The organism is Gordonia sp. w5E2 (genome assembly GCF_036540975.1).
GTDB lineage: Bacteria > Actinomycetota > Actinomycetes > Mycobacteriales > Mycobacteriaceae > Gordonia > Gordonia jacobaea.
Genome location: NZ_CP144213.1, coordinates 4739144 through 4759928 on the forward strand (window position 1 = coordinate 4739144; position 20785 = coordinate 4759928).

17 protein-coding genes are annotated in these 20785 nt (G+C 65.4%); 10 read left to right on the forward strand and 7 right to left on the reverse strand.

Annotation, left to right across the window (positions count from 1 at the left end):
- Positions 1–3: 3 nt before the first annotated feature.
- The 6 genes from RND64_RS21470 (at position 4) to RND64_RS21495 (ending at position 7920) form a co-directional block, all read left to right on the forward strand.
- Positions 4–1998 carry a M13 family metallopeptidase gene (locus RND64_RS21470; RefSeq protein ID WP_049700344.1) on the forward strand — a complete coding sequence of 665 codons (1995 nt, stop codon included), beginning with the start codon at positions 4–6 and terminating at the stop codon, positions 1996–1998.
- The gene (locus RND64_RS21475; RefSeq protein ID WP_049700343.1) at positions 1973–2518 is read left to right on the forward strand and encodes a potassium channel family protein; all 546 of its coding nucleotides are present in this window, start codon (positions 1973–1975) and stop codon (positions 2516–2518) included. Before RND64_RS21470 ends, RND64_RS21475 begins: the two co-directional genes overlap by 26 nt.
- A 76-nt stretch (positions 2519–2594) precedes the next feature.
- Positions 2595–4757, forward strand: a complete 2163-nt coding sequence (locus RND64_RS21480) for an MMPL family transporter (RefSeq protein WP_049700342.1) — start codon at positions 2595–2597, stop codon at positions 4755–4757.
- Between the two features lie 93 nt (positions 4758–4850).
- Entirely contained in the window at positions 4851–5807 is a 957-nt protein-coding gene (locus RND64_RS21485) for a R2-like ligand-binding oxidase (protein WP_049700341.1), read from the forward strand.
- Between the two features lie 48 nt (positions 5808–5855).
- Positions 5856–6713, forward strand: a complete 858-nt coding sequence (locus RND64_RS21490; protein WP_331436297.1) for an alpha/beta fold hydrolase — start codon at positions 5856–5858, stop codon at positions 6711–6713.
- 490 nt (positions 6714–7203) lie between these two features.
- Positions 7204–7920, forward strand: coding sequence for a slipin family protein (locus RND64_RS21495; protein WP_049700339.1), 717 nt, complete (start codon positions 7204–7206; stop codon positions 7918–7920).
- 25 nt (positions 7921–7945) lie between these two features.
- On the opposite strand, the gene RND64_RS21500 is transcribed toward RND64_RS21495, so the two are convergent.
- The 3 genes from RND64_RS21500 to RND64_RS21510 form a co-directional block, all read right to left on the reverse strand.
- Positions 7946–9556 carry an HNH endonuclease signature motif containing protein gene (locus tag RND64_RS21500; protein ID WP_331436298.1) on the reverse strand — a complete coding sequence of 537 codons (1611 nt, stop codon included), beginning with the start codon at positions 9554–9556 and terminating at the stop codon, positions 7946–7948.
- Positions 9557–9779: 223 nt separating this feature from the next.
- Positions 9780–11951 carry a 3-hydroxyacyl-CoA dehydrogenase NAD-binding domain-containing protein gene (locus RND64_RS21505; RefSeq protein ID WP_049700337.1) on the reverse strand — a complete coding sequence of 724 codons (2172 nt, stop codon included), beginning with the start codon at positions 11949–11951 and terminating at the stop codon, positions 9780–9782.
- A gap of 24 nt (positions 11952–11975) precedes the next feature.
- A complete protein-coding gene (locus RND64_RS21510; RefSeq protein WP_039856095.1) occupies positions 11976–13187 on the reverse strand; it encodes an acetyl-CoA C-acetyltransferase in 1212 nt (403 codons plus the stop codon).
- Positions 13188–13313: 126 nt separating this feature from the next.
- On the opposite strand from RND64_RS21510, the gene RND64_RS21515 reads away from it, so the two are divergent.
- The gene (locus tag RND64_RS21515) at positions 13314–14486 is read left to right on the forward strand and encodes a TetR/AcrR family transcriptional regulator (protein WP_049700336.1); all 1173 of its coding nucleotides are present in this window, start codon (positions 13314–13316) and stop codon (positions 14484–14486) included.
- Between the two features lie 60 nt (positions 14487–14546).
- Entirely contained in the window at positions 14547–15566 is a 1020-nt protein-coding gene (locus tag RND64_RS21520; protein ID WP_083444446.1) for an adenylate/guanylate cyclase domain-containing protein, read from the forward strand.
- On the opposite strand, the gene RND64_RS21525 is transcribed toward RND64_RS21520, so the two are convergent.
- From RND64_RS21525 to RND64_RS21540, 4 genes are read right to left on the reverse strand one after another with little or no spacing between them, the layout of a single operon-like run.
- A complete protein-coding gene (locus RND64_RS21525) occupies positions 15488–16615 on the reverse strand; it encodes a sulfate/molybdate ABC transporter ATP-binding protein (protein WP_049700335.1) in 1128 nt (375 codons plus the stop codon). The genes RND64_RS21520 and RND64_RS21525 overlap by 79 nt on opposite strands.
- Entirely contained in the window at positions 16612–17394 is a 783-nt protein-coding gene (locus RND64_RS21530) for an ABC transporter permease (protein WP_049700334.1), read from the reverse strand. The genes RND64_RS21525 and RND64_RS21530 overlap by 4 nt, the downstream gene beginning before the upstream one ends.
- Positions 17395–17401: 7 nt before the next feature.
- Positions 17402–18223: a molybdate ABC transporter substrate-binding protein gene (gene modA, locus RND64_RS21535; RefSeq protein WP_049700333.1), complete on the reverse strand. Its 822-nt coding sequence runs from the start codon at positions 18221–18223 to the stop codon at positions 17402–17404.
- 32 nt (positions 18224–18255) lie between these two features.
- Positions 18256–18660: a TOBE domain-containing protein gene (locus RND64_RS21540; RefSeq protein WP_049700332.1), complete on the reverse strand. Its 405-nt coding sequence runs from the start codon at positions 18658–18660 to the stop codon at positions 18256–18258.
- Positions 18661–18830: 170 nt separating this feature from the next.
- On the opposite strand from RND64_RS21540, the gene RND64_RS21545 reads away from it, so the two are divergent.
- Both RND64_RS21545 and RND64_RS21550 read left to right on the forward strand, forming a co-directional pair.
- Positions 18831–19898: an ATP-binding cassette domain-containing protein gene (locus RND64_RS21545; RefSeq protein WP_270486213.1), complete on the forward strand. Its 1068-nt coding sequence runs from the start codon at positions 18831–18833 to the stop codon at positions 19896–19898.
- Positions 19895–20743, forward strand: coding sequence for an ABC transporter permease (locus RND64_RS21550; RefSeq protein WP_049699416.1), 849 nt, complete (start codon positions 19895–19897; stop codon positions 20741–20743). Before RND64_RS21545 ends, RND64_RS21550 begins: the two co-directional genes overlap by 4 nt.
- The last annotated feature ends 42 nt before the right edge of the window (positions 20744–20785 follow it).

The following is a 20785-nucleotide window of genomic DNA, read 5'->3' on the forward strand; positions in this document are numbered from 1 at the left end:
AGGATGGATGCCGTGACTGCTGCGAAGACCGATTCCCTTCCCTCCGGCATCGACCTCGAGTGGGTCGACGACGCCGTCCGCGTTCAGGACGACCTGTTCGCCCACGTCAACGGCAAGTGGCTCGACACCCACGAGATCCCCGACGACCGCTCCGTCGACGGAGCGTTCCACGTGTTGCGTGACCGCGCGGAGGAGAACGTCCGCGACATCATCACCGTATGCGCCAAGGCCGATCCGCCCAGCGGTTCCGACGCCCAGAAGATCGGCGATCTCTTCGGATCGTTCATGGACACCGACCACATCGAGGCACTCGGGATCGGTCCGATCCGCGGTGAGATCGAAGCCATCGAAGCGGTCGCGTCGACCGACGAACTCTCCGGCCGCATCGGTCGCCTACAGCGCCACGGCGTCGGCGGACTCTTCGGTTTCTACGTCGACACCGACGCCAAGCAGTCCGATCGATACCTGGTGCACGTGGTGCAATCAGGCCTCGGACTGCCCGACGAGTCGTACTACCGCGACGACAACCACGCGGAAACCCGTGAGGCATACCGCGATCACGTATCGCGGATGTTCGCGCTCGCAGGCTACGACGACGCCGACCAGCGCGCGACCACCGTCCTCAACCTCGAGACCGCCATCGCGGGCCATCACTGGGACGTGGTTCGACGACGCGACGCCGACCTCACCTACAACCTCTTCTCGCTCGGCGAGTTCGATTCGCTCGCTTCGGGTTTCAACCTCCACGAGTGGTTCGGCGGCCTCGGTACCGTCGGAGACGTCACCTTCGCGGAGGTCGTGGTCAGTCAGCCGTCGTTCATCGACGACGTCACCACCCTGTTCGCCGAGTCGCCGCTCGAGCACTGGAAGACGTGGCTGACCTGGCGGCTGCTGCATTCGGCCGCGTCGTACCTGTCGTCGGAGTTCGTCGATGAGAACTTCGCTTTCTACGGCCGCACCCTCACCGGAGCCGAGACCATCCGCGACCGCTGGAAGCGCGGCGTCGGATTCGTCGAGGGCGCAATGGGATTCGCCGTCGGCAAGCTCTACGTCGAGGAGCACTTCCCACCCGAGGCAAAGGCCCGGATGGACGAGCTGATCGCCAACCTCGTTGCGGCGTACCGCCAGAACATCTCCGACCTCCCCTGGATGACGCCGTCGACCCGTGAGCGCGCGTTGGTCAAGCTCGAGAAGTTCACCCCCAAGATCGGCTACCCCGCGCAGTGGCGCGATTACAGCGCACTGTCGGTCGACCGTGGCGATCTCATCGGAAACTACGCGCGCGCAGCATCATTCGAGAACGAGCGCGAGTTCTCGAAGATCGGTTCGCCGGTCGACCGCGACGAGTGGTTCATGACGCCGCAGACGGTGAACGCCTACTACAACCCCGGCATGAACGAGATCGTTTTTCCCGCAGCGATTCTGCAGCCGCCGTTCTTCGATCCCGACGCCGACGACGCCGCAAACTACGGCGGGATCGGCGCGGTTATCGGCCACGAGATCGGACACGGATTCGACGACCAGGGCGCCAAGTACGACGGCGACGGCAATCTCGTCGACTGGTGGAGCGATGCCGACCGCACCGAATTCTCCAAGCGCACAAAGGCATTGATCGAGCAGTACGGCGATTTCACCCCCGAGGGACTCGACGACAAGTACAAGGTCAACGGCGAGTTCACCATCGGTGAGAACATCGGCGACCTCGGCGGACTGTCGATCGCACTCGTCGCCTACCGCCTCGCCACCGAGGGCACCGAGCCCCCGGTCATCGACGAATTGACCGGCATCCAGCGTGTGTTCTACAGCTGGGCCCAGATCTGGCGCACCAAGACCCGCGACGCCGAAGCGATCCGTCGACTCTCCATCGATCCCCACTCTCCGCCCGAATTCCGTTGCAACGGCGTGGTTCGCAACATCGACGCCTTCTACGACGCGTTCGACGTCGCCGAGGGCGACGAGTTGTTCCTGCCCGATGTGGACCGTGTCCGCATCTGGTAAGTCCCCGAGTTCCGGCGGCAACTCGGCGATCAGTGGCCCACGCCTCGCGAGCGCACTTCTGCGTCCGGCGCTCGCGGGGTTGGTGTTGCTCGTCGGCTATTTCCTGCTGCCGATCAACCAGGACAACGACGCCAAGTTCATCGGCCTTGTCGTGGGGGCACTGCTGCTGACCGCGTTCTGCGGCTGGGAGATTCGACATTTCATCCGGTCGCCGTATCCGGTCGCCACAGCCGTCGAGATGATCGCGGCACTCGCGACGTTCTATATCGTCGCCTTCGCCACCACGTACTTCCTGCTCTCCGAGTACGGCACCGACAGCTTCAATCTCCGACTCACGCGAGTCGACGCGCTCTACTTCAGCCTGACGGTGTTCACGACCACCGGCTTCGGCGACATCGCGGCGGCGTCGCAACCAGCGCGCATCTTCGTGTCGATCCAGATGGCGAGCAGCTTCGCCCTGATCGGCCTCGGCATCCGCCTTGTCACGCTGCTCGTCTCGTCGAAGCGCTCGTCCGACTGAGCTGTCTCGTCCAGCTGAGCCGGTCGGGCACCCTGACTCAGCCAGGCATTTCGGGCAGCGTGCCAAGATAGACGGCATGGCCACCCCGCAGCGGACCGCGTCGTCGACCTCCCGTCTCCGCTGGCTCATCCCGGCACTCGGCATTCTCGCCTGGATCGTCGTCGGCTCGTTCACCGGACCGTTCGCGGGCAAGCTCGCGTCGGTCTCGACCAACGACAACACCGCGTTCCTGCCGGCCTCGGCCGAGTCGACCCGCGTCAACGACGAACTCGCGAAGTTTCAGGACACCAGCTACATCCCCGCGATCGTTGTCGCCGAACGTTCGTCGGGATTCACCGACGCCGACGCGACCTATCTGACCGACACCATCACGCCGCTCGCCGGGACCGAGGGATTCGGGAAGGCATTCTCACCGGCGATCCGCTCCGCCGACGGCAAGGCAGCCGAACTCATCGTGCCGATCTCGACTGCGGGCGAGCCTGCCGACACCGTCGAGAAGCTGCGCGATCTCCTGGCGAATCCACCCAACGGGCTGAGCGTCTACGTCACCGGTCCTGCCGGGCAGGTCGCCGACCTCGGCGAGGCCTTCGCGGGTATCGACGGCCTACTGCTACTCGTTGCGGGCGCGGTGGTGATCGTCATTCTCGTCATCGTCTACCGCAGTCCCATCCTCCCGTTTGTCGTCATCATCTCGGCGGTCTTCGCGCTCGGGCTCGCGTCCGGTGCCATCTACTTCTTGACCAAGCAGGGCGTTTTCGAGCTCAACGGTCAGAGCCAGGGCATTCTGTTCATCCTCGTGTTCGGCGCCGCAACCGACTACGCACTCCTCCTGGTGTCTCGCTTCCGTGAGGAGCTGACTCAGACAGCAGACAAGTATCAGGCGATCAAGGTTGCGTGGCGAGCGACGATCGAGCCGGTCGCGGCGTCGGCCGGCACGGTGATCCTCGGAGTGCTGTGCCTGCTGTTCTCCGACCTCAACTCCAATCGCAGCCTCGGCCCGGTTGCCGCGATCGGCATCGTGGCCTCGTTCCTGGCGTCGATGACCTTCCTGCCCGCGGTTCTCGCGCTCCTCGGCCGAACCGCATTCTGGCCCGTCCGACCCCACCTCGCCGAGTCGGGCACCGAGACCTCGACGCACCGCTTCTGGCACAGGATCGCCGAAAAGGTCGCTGCCAAACCCCGAGCCATCTGGGCATCCACCCTGATCGTGCTGCTCATCGGAGCCGCGTTCGCCCTGATGTTCCGCTCCGACGGCATCGCCCAGACCGACTTCTTCCTCGGCACCGTCGAGTCCGTCGAGGGCGCCGACGTCCAGGCGCGCCACTTCGACGCGGGCAGCGGCTCACCGACGTGGATCATCGTCGACGCCCCGCAGGCCCCGGCGGTCCTCGACGCCGTGAAGAGCGTCGACGGCGTCGCGCAGGCACAGGTCTACCCCGCGGGCCAGACACCGGTGGTTCGCGACAACCGCGTGGCCATCGAGGCGACGCTGACCGACAACGCCGACTCGCTCGCAGCGCAGGACACCGTCGTGCGCATCCGCGAGCGTGTCCATCCGATCGACAACGCAAACGCTGTCGTCGGCGGAACGACGGCCACCGACCTCGACACGCGCACCACCGCCGAACACGACCGCAATCTGATCATCCCGATCGTCCTGCTCGTGGTGCTCGCGGTGTTGATCCTGCTGCTACGCAGCATCGTCGCGCCGGTCATCCTGCTCGGCACCACTGTGCTGTCGTTCGCGACGACGCTCGGAGTCGCGGCGTTGCTCTTCAACGGACCGTTCGGTTTCCCGGGCGCAGACCCCGTCGTGCCGCTGTTCGCGTTCGTGTTCCTCGTCGCGCTTGGCATCGACTACAACATCTTCCTGATGACACGCGTACGCGAGGAATCGAAGACTCATGGCACGCGCCAGGGTGTGATCCGCGGGCTGACCGCGACCGGCGGCGTGATCACCTCGGCGGGTGTCGTGCTCGCCGCGACGTTCGCGTCGCTTGCCGTGATCCCGCTGCTGTTCCTCGCCCAGGTGGCGTTCCTCGTGGCGTTCGGCGTCCTGATCGACACGCTCATCGTGCGGACGCTGCTCGTACCCGCGCTGTCGATCGACATCGGGCGACGAATCTGGTGGCCGAGCGCGCTGTCGCGCAAGAGTGAGACCGCACAGGGTGAGACAACCCGGAAGGGGTCACCCCGGAGCGAGAACGCACTCGCGAACGGCGACGCAAGTGACGCGTGAGTAACCTGAGAGTTCGCGCAATCCAACCGGTCCGGTTCGATCGCGGCGCTAACGTCAGCATATGAGTTCCGAACGATCGTTGATCGGCGCGCCATGACGCTCGCCGACCGCCCATCCATCGCGCGTCAGGATTTCGCGTCACTGCGTCGCGGCGGCCTCAACTGGCAATCCCTACCGCTGCGTCTTTTCGTGAAGGGCAACGCTCGGTTCTGGGACCCCACGGCCATCGACATGTCCCGAGACGCCGCCGATTGGTACGAGCTCGACGCCGAACAACAGCGCAGCGCAACGTTTCTCGTCGCGCAGTTCGTCGCGGGCGAGGAGGCGGTGACCCAAGACATCCAGCCGTTCATGAAGGCGATGGCCGCGGAGGGACGGTTCGGCGACGAGATGTACCTGTCGCAGTTCTGCTTCGAAGAGGCCAAGCACACCGAGGTATTCCGCCTCTGGATGGACGCGATCGGCCTCACCGACGACCTGAACCCCTACGTCGCCGACAACCCCTACTACCGACAGCTCTTCTACGAGGAACTCCCCGAATCACTTCACCGCCTCGACAACGATCCGTCGCCGCTCAACCAGATCCGCGCCAGCGTCACCTACAACCACGTCATCGAGGGCTCACTCGCTCTGACCGGTTACTACGCCTGGCAGCGGATCTGCACCAGGCGCGGAATCCTGCCCGGCATGCAACGGATCATCAAGTTCATCGGCGACGACGAGCGTCGCCACATGGCGTGGGGCACCTTCACATGCCGTCGCCATGTCGCCGCGGACGACAGCCTGTGGGATGCGGTCGGCGTTCGGATGGGCGAACTGATGCCGCTCGCGCTCGGGATGATCGAGTGGGTCAACGCGCAGTTCGACGAGCCGCCGTTCGGAATCGACAACTCCGAGTTCCTCTCCTACGCCGCCGACCGCGCGCAGCGTCGACTCAGCGCCATTGAATCGGCGCGCGGCCGCCCCGTCGAGGAGATCGACTTCGACGTCTCGCCCGAACTGCTCGAAGAGCGCTTCGGCGAGGAGGACGCCGAATCCCTGGGTACCTGAGCTTCCCAACTCGTGACAAGAAACTAGAACACGTTCTAGTGTGGTCGTGTGGATGTCACCTACGACGAGACCAGACGCGAACTGAGCACCGACAACGGCGTGCTGCGCTATCACGAGGCAGGCGACCCCGACGCGCCGCCGCTGATCCTGCTTCACGGCTCCGGCCCCGGAGTGACGGGGTGGCGCAACTATCGCGGCAATCTCGGGGTCTTCGCCGAGACACACCACTGCTTCGTTCTGGAGTTCCCCGGTTTCGGTGTCAGCGATCCCTGGGAGGGCATGCCCGTTCTCACCGCGGGCAAGTCCGTGCTCGCGTTCATGGATGCGCTCGGGATCGCCACCGCACCGATGATCGGCAACTCGATGGGCGGCGTCGTCGGAGTCAATCTCGCGATCCGCAAACCAGACCGCGTCGAGAAGCTCGTCACCATCGGCGGCGTCGGGCCAAACCTGTTCAGCCCGAGCCCAAGTGAGGGACTGCGACTACTCCAAGAGTTCGCCGACGACCCCGACCGCGACAAGCTGGTCCGCTGGCTCCGCGCGATGGTCTACGACAAGGACCTCGTCACCGAGCAACTCATCTCCGAGCGGTGGGAGGCTGCAATGAATGCCGAAGCACTCGCCACCGGCCGCGCGATGTACGGCTCGGCGTCGTTCGAGATGCAACAGCAGTTCCTCGCAACCTCCGACGTCCCGCCCTACTGGGCGATGATGCACAAGATCTCCTGCCCCACACTGCTCACCTGGGGCCGCGACGACCGCGTGAGCCCACCCGACATGGCCCTCGCCCCAATGCGTCTCATCCCCAACGCCGAGCTGCACGTCTTCCCCCGCTGCGGACACTGGGTGATGATCGAGGCCAAAGAGGCATTCGAGTCGACGGTCACCGCGTTCCTCGCGCGCTGACGCGCCCCTCCCCCGCCTATAAAACCCGTTGCCCCCGCCCAACCCGCTCGCCAACCGCTGGTTGAGCCGGCGCGAGCTTGCGAGCACCGAAGTCGAAACCACCCCGCCCCGCCCCACCCGGCCCGTAAAACCCGTTGCCCCCGCCCGACCCGATCTGGCATCGTTACCTCTCGCACGAGAGAGCAGCCGATTCCGGGGTACCGTCGATCATGTTCTGCGCGTTGGACTCTCGAGCACCATTCACGGAAACGGCAGGGCTCTTACAGCCCGAGGTTCAACTCCTCACCAGACACCGCCCCCGGGAACCCAAGGTCGACGCCGGTCCTGCGGTCGTCCGACGACCGACTCCGGTCGGTCGGCGGGCGACCCCATCGACGCGATCTCCCGCGGGCGGTGTCACCCTGCCGAACATTCTGCGCCACAACCGAATACATAGCTAGCAACTACTTGCACACACGACATGCGCGACAAACGAAGGGAGGTTCGCATCATGTCTGCTTTCACCGAACTCCGCCTGGCGACCAAGCCCGCCAAGCGGTGGTTCCCCAAGATCTCCGTACCCATCGGGTACAAGGGACTCGAGTACCGCAATGGCGAACTCTCCCGGGAACTTTCGCCCGGCGAGTACCGCACGCGCAGGGGCGCGATGTACACGTTCGTCGACATGCGTGAACGGGTCATGACCCTCGCTCCGCAGGACATCCTGACCTCCGACTCCGTGTCGCTGCGCGTCACGATGGCCGTCCGCGCGTCTGTTGTCGACGGGGTCGCATTCACCGAGCGGGCCAGCGATCCGTGGGCGTCGGTCTATCTCGCCGCGCAGGTGGCGTTGCGTGAAGTCTGCGCAGCCGTGACCGTCGATGAGGTGATCACCCGAGCCGACACCGTCGACACCGGGTCGATCATCGCCGCGACGGCACGTGCTGGCCTCGCTGCGGGCATCGAGGTGCTCGACGTGGCGGTCAAGGACGTGATCCTGCCCACCGAGATCCGTTCGGCAGCAACCGAATTGGTCACTGCCAAGGCACGCGGGCTGGCCAAGTTGGAGACCGCGCGCGCAGAAACTGCTGCGCTGCGTTCGTTGGCCAACGCCGGTCGCGTGCTCGACGCCCACCCCGCACTGGCGCGCTTGCGTCTGGTGCAGGATGCGCCCTACGGCACCAAGTTCGTGGTGGCGCTCAGCGACGCCGAGCCCGGCGCCGACTGAGCCAGGACGATCCCAGGGAGACCCGTCAGTAGGGTGGCGGGTTTTCTTCGTTCCACTTTTCTTCGGCGCGTGTGACTTTGGCGCGTCGTTGGGCGTGGATGGTGTCGATGGAGCGGCGGGCGGGGTGATCTGGTGGCTTGTCGGGGATGAGTTTGGGGAACAGATCGAGTCCGCCGAAGGCGTTGCCGACAAAGGTGTGCCCGGTGGGGGACACGAAAATTGCTGTCTGCAGGTCGAGTTGGTAGTCACGCCAGCGGCCGAATGTTTTGGTGCGGTGATGAAATCGGCACAGCGGTTTGAGGTTTGCGCGCACGGTCAACCCGCCGCTGGATGGGTTGTGGTGGGCGTATGGGGTGCTGTGGTCGACGTCGGCGTGCCACACCGGGTTGGTGCACCCGGGGAAGGTGCAGCACAGTTCCCCCGAGCGGACCAGCGAGAGGAGTTTCTTGCTGGGCACGTAGCGCAAGGCGGCGCGGGCGGCCGCGGCGTGGTCGGGGTGGCGCGGGTCCAGAGCGCCGACGCCGACGCCCGTGTCGAGGTAGTCGAATGCTGCGTTAGCGGCGAGTTCGCGGACGGTGTCGGCGTCGATGACTCCGACACCGTCGAGGTAGCCGGGCTGATCGTCCTTACCGTCAAGGGTGGACTGATTCGCCACCACGTGGATCATTGCGCGCGGACCTACCGGCATTGGTGCTGGCGTCGGGTCGGAGTCTGAGTCAGCAGGTTCGGTGTTGGGGGTGGTGCAGGTGTCGCATCGGCAGGCGAGGGTGGTGTCGCCGTTGGCGAAGGCGGTCAGGGCGTCGGCGCGACGTTGCGCGTGGGTGCGGGGGTCGGCGTCGTGGACGCTGGTGGCGAGTTGGGTGAGGCGTTGGTCGATCAATGCGCCGGAGGCGGCGGGCACGGTGCCGGTCAGTCGGGATTGGCCGGGAGTCCACCGATCGGGCCGGACCTGGATGTTGCGGTCGGCGTCGATGCGGGCACGACGTCGTGTGACGGCGTCGGCATCGACGTGGGCGACAACCGAATCGACGAGCGCAGCAAAGCGTGTTGTCGACAAATGGTCACGTGCTGAGAGTGCTGCGGTGAGGCGGGCGTCGACCTCGTCGATGGTGTCGGGGCCGCACAGGCTGGTGCGGGCGACAGCGATGTGGAACCGCTGCAGATCGATGCGCCCGCAGGCCAGGAGTGAGGAGGTGTAGGGGAGTCGGTAGCGCAGGGCGTGGGCGTCGATGATCAGTTCGCGTGCCCGACCCGGCGGTAGCGACAAGACTGCGCCGACGTCGGAGATGGTGCGTTCCAAACCATTTGGGCCGTATTGTGCGCGGGGGTCGTCGCCGGTCTGTCCGCGAGCAGCGAACTCGCGCACAGCTTCTGGTGAGTCGGCTCGGCCGTCGGTGAGTTCGCCGATTTCGGCGCCGTAGTCTTCTTCGTGTTCCTCGTGGATGAGGCTGATCGCCGTCAACAGACGGAACTGTGCCGACGCGATGGTCGATGCGCAGTGCGCGATCACCTCGACCAGATCGGTTTTCGACAGGGATTCGTCCTCGACAACACGCGCGAGCACCGGCGGCTGCGACACGGGCACGCCTGTGGCGTCGGCCGCGCCGGCCGGGTCGGAGTAGCTCTCCAAGGACATACATCGAACATACAGACGAGGTCTGACAATTCTCGCCGCTCATCTGCGGCGGATGCCGGAGCCCACTTCCCTCAGCCGACTGTGCGCCCCATCCCGCCGACCGTGCGCTGAATCCCGCCGACTGGGTAGCGAACACAAAAGGTGGGGGAGGAAAGTTCCTCCCCCACCTCGTGTGGGTTACTTCAGACTCAGCCAGATCAGGGACCCGGCCAGATCAGAGAACTCAGTACTTCTCGCCCTTGGCGGCCTTCTCGACGAGCGAGGCAGGCGGCTCGAAGTGCGATCCGTACTTCTTGGCCAGGTCGCGCGAGCGGTCGACGAAGCCCTGCAGTCCACCCTCGTACTGGTTGATGTACTGAATCACGCCACCGGTCCACGCGGGGAAGCCGATGCCGAAGATCGAGCCGATGTTGGCGTCGGCGACGGAGTCGAGGACTCCCTCGTCGAAGCACTTCACGGTCTCGAGGGCCTCGGCGAAGAGCATGCGCTCCTGCATGTCCTCGAACGGGATCTCGGTGCTGCCCGACTTGAAGTGGTCGCGCAGTCCCGGCCACAGCCGGACACGCTTGCCGTTCTCGTCGTACTCGTAGAAGCCCGCGCCTTCCTTCTTGCCCGGACGACCCTCGTCGACCAGGTAGTCGATGACCTCGAAGGAGCCGTGCTGCGGCAGTTCCTTGCCCTCGGCCTTCGCGCCGTCCTCGCTGGACTTGCGGATCTTCTGCATCAGGACGAGGTTGAGCTCGTCGGACAGCTGCAGCGGTGCTGCCGGGTAGCCGGCCTGGGTGCCCGCGTGCTCGATGAACGCAGGCTCGATGCCCTCACCGACGGCGGCGATGGCCTCGTTGATGAACGTACCGATGACGCGGCTGGTGAAGAACCCGCGGCTGTCGTGAACGACGATCGGGGTCTTGCGGATCTGCAGCGTGTAGTCGATCACCTTGGCCAGCACAGCATCCGAGGTCTTCTCACCGCGGATGATCTCGACCAGCGGCATCTTGTCGACCGGCGAGAAGAAGTGGATTCCGATGAAGTCCTCGGAGCGCTTCACGCCCTCGGCGAGGATGGTGATCGGCAGCGTCGAGGTGTTCGAGCCGAGCACTGCGTCGGGTTCGACGACGTCCTCGATCTCCTGGAACACCTTGTTCTTCACCTCGACCGACTCGAAAGCGGCCTCGATGACCAGGTCGACGCCCTTGAAGTCGGCGGCATCGCCGGTCGGCTGAATCCGACCGAGCAGCGCGTCGCTCTTCTCCTGGGTGGTCTTGCCGCGGGAGAGTGCCTTCTCCTCGAGCTTGACCGCGTAGCCCTTGCCCTTCTCCGCGTTCTCCAGCGACACGTCCTTGAGGACGACGTCGATGCCGGCCTTGGCCGACACGTAAGCGATTGCGGCGCCCATCATTCCGGCACCGATCACGCCGACCTTCTTGGCCTGCCACTTCGGGTAGCCCTCGGGACGCGAGCCACCGTTGTTGATGGTCTGCAGGTCGAAGAAGAACGCCTTGATCATGTTCTGCGCGACCTGGCCGGTGACCAGCGAGACAAAGTAGCGGGTCTCGACGAGGTCGGCGGTGTCGACGTCGACGTAGGCACCTTCGATGGCAGCGGCCAGGATGGCACGTGGCGCAGGCATGTTCGCGCCCTTGATCTGCTTACGCAGCAGAGCGGGGAACGCCGGCAGGTTGGCTGCGACCGACGGGTTGGTCGGTGCACCACCGGGGATCTTGTAGCCCTTCTTGTCCCACGGCTGCTGTGCCTCGGGGTTCTCCTTGATCCACGCCTTCGCGGCGGGCAGGAGCTCCTCGACCGATCCGACGACCTCGTCGACCAGACCGGTCTCCTTGGCCTTGGTCGCGTTGAAGCGCGGACCCTGCAGCAGCACGCCCATCAGCGCGTTCTGCATGCCGAGCAGGCGAACGGTACGCACGACGCCGCCGCCACCGGGCAGCAGGCCGAGGGTGACCTCGGGCAGGCCGACGACGGCACCCTTCACGTCGGCGATGACGCGGTAGTGGGTGTGCAGCGCGAGTTCGAGGCCACCGCCGAGGGCAGCGCCGTTGATGGCCGCCACAACGGGCTTGCCCAGCTTCTCCAGGCGACGCAGCACGGTCTTCATGCCGTTGGTGCGCTCGGTGATCGACGCGGCGATCTCTTCCTTGGACTGCGTCCGCTCCGCGGTCATGTCCTTGAGGTCGCCACCCGCGAAGAAGGTCTTCTTCGCCGAGGTGATGACGACACCGGTGATGTCGTCCTTCTCGGCCTCGAGACGATCGACGGTAGCCGCGATCGAGGCGATGAACGTGTCGTTCATCGTGTTGGCGCCCTGCGCCTTGTCGTCCATGGTGAGGACGACAATGCCGTCGGCGTCCTTCTCCCAGCCAATCATGTTGTCACTCATTGCTTTTGAAAGTCCTTCTGTAGGTCAGAGACGCTCGATGACGGTCGCGACGCCCATGCCGCCGCCGATACACAGGGTGATCAGGCCGTAGCGGCCGCCGGTGCGCTCGAGCTCGTCGAGGCAGGTGCCGAAGATCATCGCGCCGGTTGCACCGAGCGGGTGACCCATGGCGATGGCGCCACCGTTGCGGTTGACCTTCTCGTGCGGGATGTTCAGGTCCTTCATCCACTTCAAGACGACGGCCGCGAACGCCTCGTTCAGCTCGAAGACGTCGATGTCGTCGACGGTCAGTCCGGCCTTCTTCAGCGCCAGCTCGGTGGCCGGGGTGGGACCGGTGAGCATGATGGTGGGCTCGGAACCGATCTCGGCGAAGGAGACGACACGACCGCGCGGGGTCAGACCGTTGCGCTTGCCTGCCTCTTCGCTACCGATGAGGACCAGCGACGCACCGTCGACGATGCCGGAGCTGTTGCCGCCGGTGTGAACGTGGTCGATCTTCTCGACGCTGTGGTACTTCTGCAGCGCGACGTCGTCGAAGCCTGCCATCTCGGCGAGCGCGGCGAACGCGGGCTTGAGCTTGCCGAGCGACTCGACGGTGGAACCCGGACGACGATGCTCGTCGTGATCGAGCACGATCACGCCGTTGATGTCACGAACCGGAACCACAGACTTGGCGAAGTATCCACCGTTCCAAGCGTTTTCGGCCCGCTCCTGCGACTCTGCTGCGAAGGCGTCTACGTCTTCGCGGCTGAATCCCTCGATCGTCGCGATGAGGTCGGCACCGATGCCCTGCGGCACGATGTAGTTGTCGTACGCGGTGGTCGGGTCCATGAAGAGTGCGCCGCCGTCGCTGCCCATCGGGACACGCGACATCGACTCGACGCCGCCGGCGAGCACGAGGTCGTCGAAGCCGGACGCGACCTTGGCCGCTGCGAGGTTGGTGGCTTCGAGGCCCGACGCGCAGAAGCGGTCGATCTGGGTGCCGGGGACGGTCTCGGGCAGGCCGCTGTTGAGAGCTGCGGTACGCGAGATGACGCCGCCCTGCTCGCCGACCGGCGAGACGACGCCGAGGATGACGTCGTTGATGTCGGCCGGGTCGAGGCTGCCGTGACGTGCGAGAACCTCGTTGATGAGGCCGGACGCGAGGTCGACGGGCTTGATGCTGTGCAGCGAGCCACCGCGCTGCTTGCCACGCGGCGTACGGATCGCCTCGTAGATGAATGCTTGATCAGGCACGAATGTTCCTTTCACATGAACCAGCGATGGTTACCCTACGAGGCTAACGCGGGATCACTTCTTTGGCTATAGCAGGTGGTCAACTAGTCGCGGAAGCGGACAGATCTGAGCTAAGGTCGATTAACAATGTCTACTCAGAAGCCACGCCGCTCACGGCCTGCCGACCGCAAACGGCAGTTGGTCGACCACGCCGCGGCACTGTTCCTCGATCGTGGCTACCCGCATGTCTCGGTTGCCGACATCGCCCGCGCCTCGGGCGTGACCGCGCCGTCGGTCTATCGACACTTCGACGACAAGCAGGCGTTGCTGTCCGCGGCCGTCCTCGCGGGCGTCGACGACCTCGAGGCATGCACCGACCGCACCCTCGGCGACGGTCAACGCCCCCTGAGTGAACTGATCAACGCGCTCTGCGACCTCGGCGTGCACCACCCCGAATCGGTGTCTTTGTGGCGGTGGACGAGCAACTATCTGTCGGAGGACCAGAACAAGCAGATGGTCCTGCGCACCCAGCAGGTCCTGGCACGCTGGGCGACTGCGATCGTCAGCGAGCGTCCCGGCCTGTCCGACCGCGAGGCCCGCTCACTGGGTTGGGCGGCATTGAGCGTCGCGGGCAGCCTCGCGGTACACAACTCGCGGATGTCGGCGGCCCGTGCGCGCGCCGAACTCGTCGTACTCACCGAGCGACTGCTCGACCTGCACCCCGCAACCGCACCCGACCTACCTGCCGAGCCCACCATCGCAGGCCTTTCGTCGTCGCGGCGTGACGAGATCCTCGACGCCGCGGCCGCGCTCTTCGCCGATCACGGATACGCCGACGTGGGAGTCGACGACATCGGCGCCGCCGTTGGAATCACCGGACCCAGTGTCTACAAACACTTTTCGTCGAAACTCGCCATCCTGCTCGGCATCGGCCAGCGCAGCGCCATGCGACTCGAGACCGGCGTCATGGCCGCGCAGTCGACGACCGCCGACCCCGCCAAACTCCTCGGGCTCCTCGTCGACTCCTACGTCACCGTGATCACGTCCACGCCCGACCTCTCCGTGGCGTTCAACAGCTCGGCGGTCTTCGCCGGGCAGGAGGCCGCGGCCGAGCTACTCGACGTCCAGCGCCGCTACGTCCGACGCTGGATCGATCTCCTCGGCCAGATCCAACCCGACGTTCGGCCCGATCAGCGCGCGGTCGCGGTGCACGCCGCGCTGTCGATCGTCAACGACGCCGTGCGTATGCGCCGCGGCACCGCCCGCCCCGACTTCGCCGCCGAGATGGCCTACCTGATGAAGGGCGTCCTGGGACTATGAGGTCGGCGAACCGCTACCGTTGACTCATGCACAGCAGCACGGCATGGGCGGGGGGCGTCCGTGAGTGACCAGGAACGTTCGGGACTGAGCGCTCCCGAGCCGCGATACACGCGCGACGAACTCGTGGAAGAGCTGGGACTCTCTCCCGAGTATGCCGAAAAGATCTGGAACGCTTTCGGTTTCGCGCGACAGTCGACACCCGACAAGATCTTCACGGCGGAAGAGGTGAAGGCACTCGGACTCTTTGCCGACTCTGAACACACCATGCCCGAGATCGCGCAGGTCGCCACCGCACGTGCGATCGGCCAGACGATGTCGCGCCTCGCCGAGTGGCAGGCCGACCAGTTGACCGAACTCGAACGCAATCCAGACGTTCCATGGACCCGCGATCAGATGGCGAATGCCTTGGGCGTGATGCAGCAGTTGATCTGGCGCAGGCATCTCGACATGTCCATGACCCGCGACGAATCCCGCGAATCCGACGAGCGGATGGAGCTCGTCGTCGGGTTCGCCGACATCGTCGGATACACCAGCCTGTCTCGACGTACCCCTCTCGACGAGCTCGAGCATCTACTCGAGACGTTCGAGGACCGCACCTTCGACGTCGTGGCCAGGTACCGCGGCCACGTCGTCAAAACCCTCGGCGACGGCGTGATGTTCACCTTCACCTCATCGGAGGCCGCCGCACAGGCAGCGCTTGCGATACACCACCTCAGCGACGACAAACCCATCCCGGCACTGCGCGTGGGACTTGCGCGCGGGCAGATACTCTCCCGCCTCGGCGATGTCTTCGGTGAGCCCGTGAACATCGCGGCACGCCTGTGCGGTTCGGCCCGACCGGGCACGACTCTGATCAGCGAGCCGGTGGCCGACGATCTCGCCGATGATGACCGCTTCTACGTGCGGTCGATCTCCCCGCTGTCGGTCCGCGGCTACCGACGCCTACGTGCAAAGGTGTTGGACGCCAATAAGTATTACGAATCGGACGCCAAGTCAGGAGATCAGGCCGAGTCAGGAGACGAGGCCGAGTCCGGGGCTGAGTCCACATCCGACGGCTCGGCCGAAGACGTCGCCTCGTAGACGCGCACCTCATTCGCCTTGATGACCAGATAGACCTCGCGGCCGGCACCGAGTGCGAGATCTCCGACGGCTCCCCATGTCACCTCCGCCGAGATCACCTGCCCGGCAACGTCGCAGCGCACGATCGCGTGATCGCCCTGGGGCATGACCTCCGAGACCGTTCCGCTCAAGACCGTGCGCGGACTTCCCTGCGGCGCATCGAGATACAGCGCCACCGCACGCGGTGAGAAGGTGGCCACCGCCCCGACACCCGGCCTGCTCGCGTCTGCCGACACGCCCGTTACGCTGCCGCCGTCGACTCCGATGACGGTTGCGGGCGCCTGAAAGGTTCCGACGAACATGTTGAGACCCGTGAGCGCGGCGGCGAACGCTGTCTCCGGACGCCGCAACACCTCTCGTGTCGGACCACGACCGACGACCCGGCCATGCTCGATGATCACGACATCGTCGGCGAGTGCGACAGCGTCGACGAGGTCGTGTGTGACGAGCACCGTGCAGCCCTTCCGCTCGGTGATCAGCGACCGCAACAGCGTGCGCATCTGTTGTGCCACATCCACATCGAGCGCAGCGAAGGGCTCGTCGAGGAGTAGTACGTCGGGCTCGGTCGCGAGAGCGCGTGCGATCGCGACGCGCTGTGACTGTCCACCCGACAGTTGTTTCGGGGAACGGTCGGCGAACTCGGCGACACCGACCGCGGCGAGCCATCGTTCGGTACGGGCCGCAACCTCTTTCCGCGACAAACCCGCGGACTCCGGCCCGAATGCGACGTTGCGCGCGACGCTCATGTGGGGGAACAGGCGTGGTTGCTGAGCGAGCAGCACCACCGACCGGCGATGCGGTGGCACAAAGCTCTTCCCGTCCTGCAGACTGCGGCCGTCGTAGTCGACCGTCGAGTCGTCGGTGCGGCGCAGCCCTGCCAGCACGGCGAGGGTGGTGCTCTTACCCGATCCGTTGGGTCCGAGTATCGCGCAGGTCTCCCCATCCGCGACGTCGAGGTCGATCTCGAGAAACGGCGTCGCACAACGGATCGACGCCCGCAGGCCGCTCACGCACCCACCGCCGGGGTCCGTCGTAGATGCACAGCGACGACGACGATCAGCGCGACAGCCATGAGCACCAGAGACAGCGGGAGAGCCTCGATCGGATCGTTGATCGAGTCGAGGTAGATCTTCAGTGGTGCCGTCTGAGTGGTTCCCGGCAGGTTACCCGCGAAGGTGATGGTCGCGCCGAACTCGCCGAGAGCTCGCGCAAAGGCCAGTACCGCACCTGCTGTCAGCGCCGGAAAGACCAGCGGCAGTGTGACTTTCCACAGAGTCCTGGTCGGGCTCGCACCGAGCGTCGCTGCGACCTGTTCGTAGTCTGCTCCGGCCGACCGCAACGCGCCCTCGACGCTCAGGACAAGGAACGGCATTGCGACAAACGTCTGCGCGACAACCACACCGGCCGTGGTGAACGCCAACTGGATGCCCGCCCGGTCCAGATACTGACCGACGATTCCGTAGCGGCCGAGTGCGTACAGCAGGGCGATACCACCGACCACCGGTGGCAACACCAAGGGCAGCAACACCATTGCGCGCAGCACGCGGACAGCGGCCCCCTGAAACCGAGCGAAGACGAAGGCGATCGGCACACCGAGGAGCACGCATATCAGAGTGCTTGTCACCGCGGTGAGCACGCCGAGCCGCAGAGCGTCGAGAGATGCCTGCGAGGTGATGGAGCCCCAGAAGTCCCCCCACGGCATCCGTACGATGATCGCGAGCGGACCGATCAGGATGAAGCAGATTCCGAGGATGGCGGGGACATACAGCCACAGCGGAATCCGACGCATGGCTTGCTCAGGAGGTCGCGGGCTTGAAGCCTGCGGCAGCCAGGATCTCCTGACCCGTCTGACCCGTCACCATGTCCTTGAACTGTGCCGCCTGCTCGGAATGCTTGGTGCCCTTGACCGTTGCGATCGGATACTTGTTGACCACCGTGGCGAAGGCCGGATCGTCGACGGTGGAAACCTTGTCACCAGCCGACTTCGCGTCCGTCACGTACACGAGACCGGCGTCGGCCTCACCGGAGGTCACCTTCGTCAGCACGGAGGTCACCGACGTTTCCTGACTCACCGGCGACAGCTCGACACCCGTGTTCTTCTCGACCGTCACCGTCGCCGCCCCGCACGGGACCTCCGGCGCACAGACGACCGTCTTCACGTCGGCATTCTTCAGACTCGCGAATCCGTTGATCTGCTTCGGATTTCCCGGCGCCGTGGCGATCACCAACGTATTGGTGGCGAAGATCGCCGGGTCGACCGCCTTGTCGCCGAGCTTCTGCATCGTCCGCTCATCCGCGGTGGCGATCACGTCGGCGTCAGCGCCCTGGTTGATCTGGGTGACCAACGCCGACGACCCCGCGAAGTTGAGCTTCACGTCGACGTCGGAATGTGCCTTCTCGAACGCGTCGGCCAGCTCGGTGAAGGTCTTCTTCAACGACGCCGCGGCGTACACGTTGAGAGTTACCTTCTGCCCGTTCGCACTCGAAGAAGCACTGCCCGACGAATTGCTGTCCGACGAACACCCGGCGACGGCGGCGATCACGGCGATGAGCGCCGCGCAGACAGCGAGTAGACGGCGAACCGGTACAGGACGAGACGACCCAGCACGAGATGACACAGCAGTTCTCACTTCTCTCCCGCGCACGCGGGTCACTTGTTCGGATCGGGACGTTCGACGATCACCGTCGTCGCTTTGACCACCGCGGTGGCGACGACGCCGGGCTCGAGTTGGAGTTCGCGCGCGGCCTCGGCACTCATCAACGACGTGACCTCGAACGGCCCGCACTGCAGAGTCACCTGAGCCATCACGGTGTCGACGATCAGCTCCGTCACGAGACCGGTGAACCTGTTGCGCGCCGACCGAAGGACGCCGGTGCCGTCGTCATCGGGTACGCGCGACCTGCGACGCGCAAGCTCTGCAAGGCCTACGCCGTCGACGGTCGCGACAGCCTCGCCTCCGCCCGGCTCGAGCTCACCGGAGGCCAGCCAGCGTCGAATGGTGTCGTCGCTGACCCCGAGTAGCGTCGCGGCATCGCGCACTTTGATCGCCGTCACCTGAGCGAGTTTAACCGCATTAGCGGAGAAGTGGGCTATTGATCCACGCACTTGAGGATCGACCGATGAGTTTCGGTGCCCGCCCGAGTCGACACCCGTAGGCCGTTCACACCACCCGGCCCCGAAAACTCAGTCGCCGATGTCCGACTCGCCCGATACCGTGAGGAACCATGAGCCAGCCAGCACCCCCAGCCTCCGCAGGCCCGCGCCCCACCGCCCCCGACGCCGTCCTCGATCTCGCCGTCGAGGCCACCAATCTCGTCAAACGCTTCGACGACTTCACCGCCGTCGACGACGTCAGCTTCAGCGTGCCCACGGGCTCGGTTCTCGGTCTGCTCGGTCCCAACGGCGCAGGCAAGACGACGATCGTGCGGATGATGACGACACTCTCGCTTCCGACGAGCGGCACCGCCCGCATCGCCGGATTCGACGTCCGCACCGACCCCGAGATGGTGCGCCGCAACATGGGGCTCACCGGTCAGGCCGCCACGGTCGACGAGATCCTCACCGGCCGCGAGAATCTGCGGATGGTCGGCGGCCTGTACGGCATCACCCGAAAGGCGTTGGCAGCACGCACCGATGAACTCCTCGAACAGTTCTCGCTGACCGACGCCGCCGACAAACAGGTCCGCGCCTACTCCGGCGGCATGCGCCGACGTCTCGACCTCGCCGTCAGCCTGCTCGCCGCGCCCCCGGTCCTGTTCCTCGACGAGCCGACGACGGGCCTCGACCCACGCAGCCGCGCCGAGCTCTGGGACGTTCTCCGACGCCTGGTGGCGGGTGGCACCACACTGGTGCTCACCACGCAGTATCTCGAAGAAGCCGACCAACTCGCCGACAACATCGTCGTCATCGACAAGGGTCGCGTCATCGCCGAGGGCACACCGCTGCAACTCAAGGAACGCGCAGGCGCGGCAAGTGTGGTCATCACCGTGTCCAACGCCGCGTCACTGCCTGCGGCGCAAGATCTGTTGCGTCGCAACGGCGGCGAGGTATTCATCGACGAGACCGCACGCACCCTGACGTCGTCGGCCTCCGGCCTCGCCGACCTCACCCGCATCGCGGGCTGGTTCGACGAGTCGGGAATCACCGTCGACGACATCGGTCTCGCCCGACCGAGCCTCGACGACGTCTTCCTCTCCCTCACCGGCCACCGCGCCGAGACCACCGACGACGACCCCGACGCCGACAACGCCACCGACAACGCCACCCCCACCTCGAGCGGAGACATCCGATGAGCACCACATCGCTGACATCCCAACTGGTCGAACGCCCGCCGATCCACCCGACGAACGTCTGGCAACAGGCGTGGATCATGGTGAAGCGCAACATGATCCATACTCGACGCATGCCGGAGATGCTCTCCGACGTGACGATTCAGCCGATCATGTTCGTCGTGCTGTTCGCCTATGTCTTCGGACCGGCGATCAGCGCGGGCAACCCGGCGATCAATTACAAGCAGTACCTGCTGCCCGGCATCATGGGTCAGACGATCGTGTTCACCGCGTTCATCGTCGCCACCGGCATCACCGCCGACATCGAGAAGGGCATCATCGACCGTTTCCGGTCGCTGCCCATCCGACGATCGGCCGTGCTGATCGGACGCAGCATCGCGAGCCTGCTGCACTCGTCGATCGGCATCGTCGTGATGGCGCTGACAGGCGTGATCATCGGCTGGCGGATCACCACATCGGTGTGGGAGGGAACCCTCGGCTTCCTGCTGGTGCTGGTGTTCGGATTCGCGATGATCTGGTTCGGCGTCATGATCGGCTCGTGGCTGCGCTCGGTCGAAGCGGTCAACGGGTTCATGTTCTCCGTGCTGTTCCCGCTGACGTTCGTCTCCAACGCGTTCGTGCCCACCGAGGCGATGCAGCCGTGGCTGCGGACCATCGCCGAGTGGAACCCCATCTCGTCACTCATCCAGGCGATGCGCGTGCTCTGGGGCAACGGACCCGCAGCGGGAGCCGACGCCGCACTCCCATTGCGCTACCCGGAGTTGTCGACGCTGATCTGGGCCGTCGTGCTCACGCTGCTGTTCATGCCGTTCGCGCTGCGCAACTACGCGCGCCGCACCACCGACTGAGCATCAACGCAAGGCTCGCCGGCGCACGCCGCGCCGGCGAGC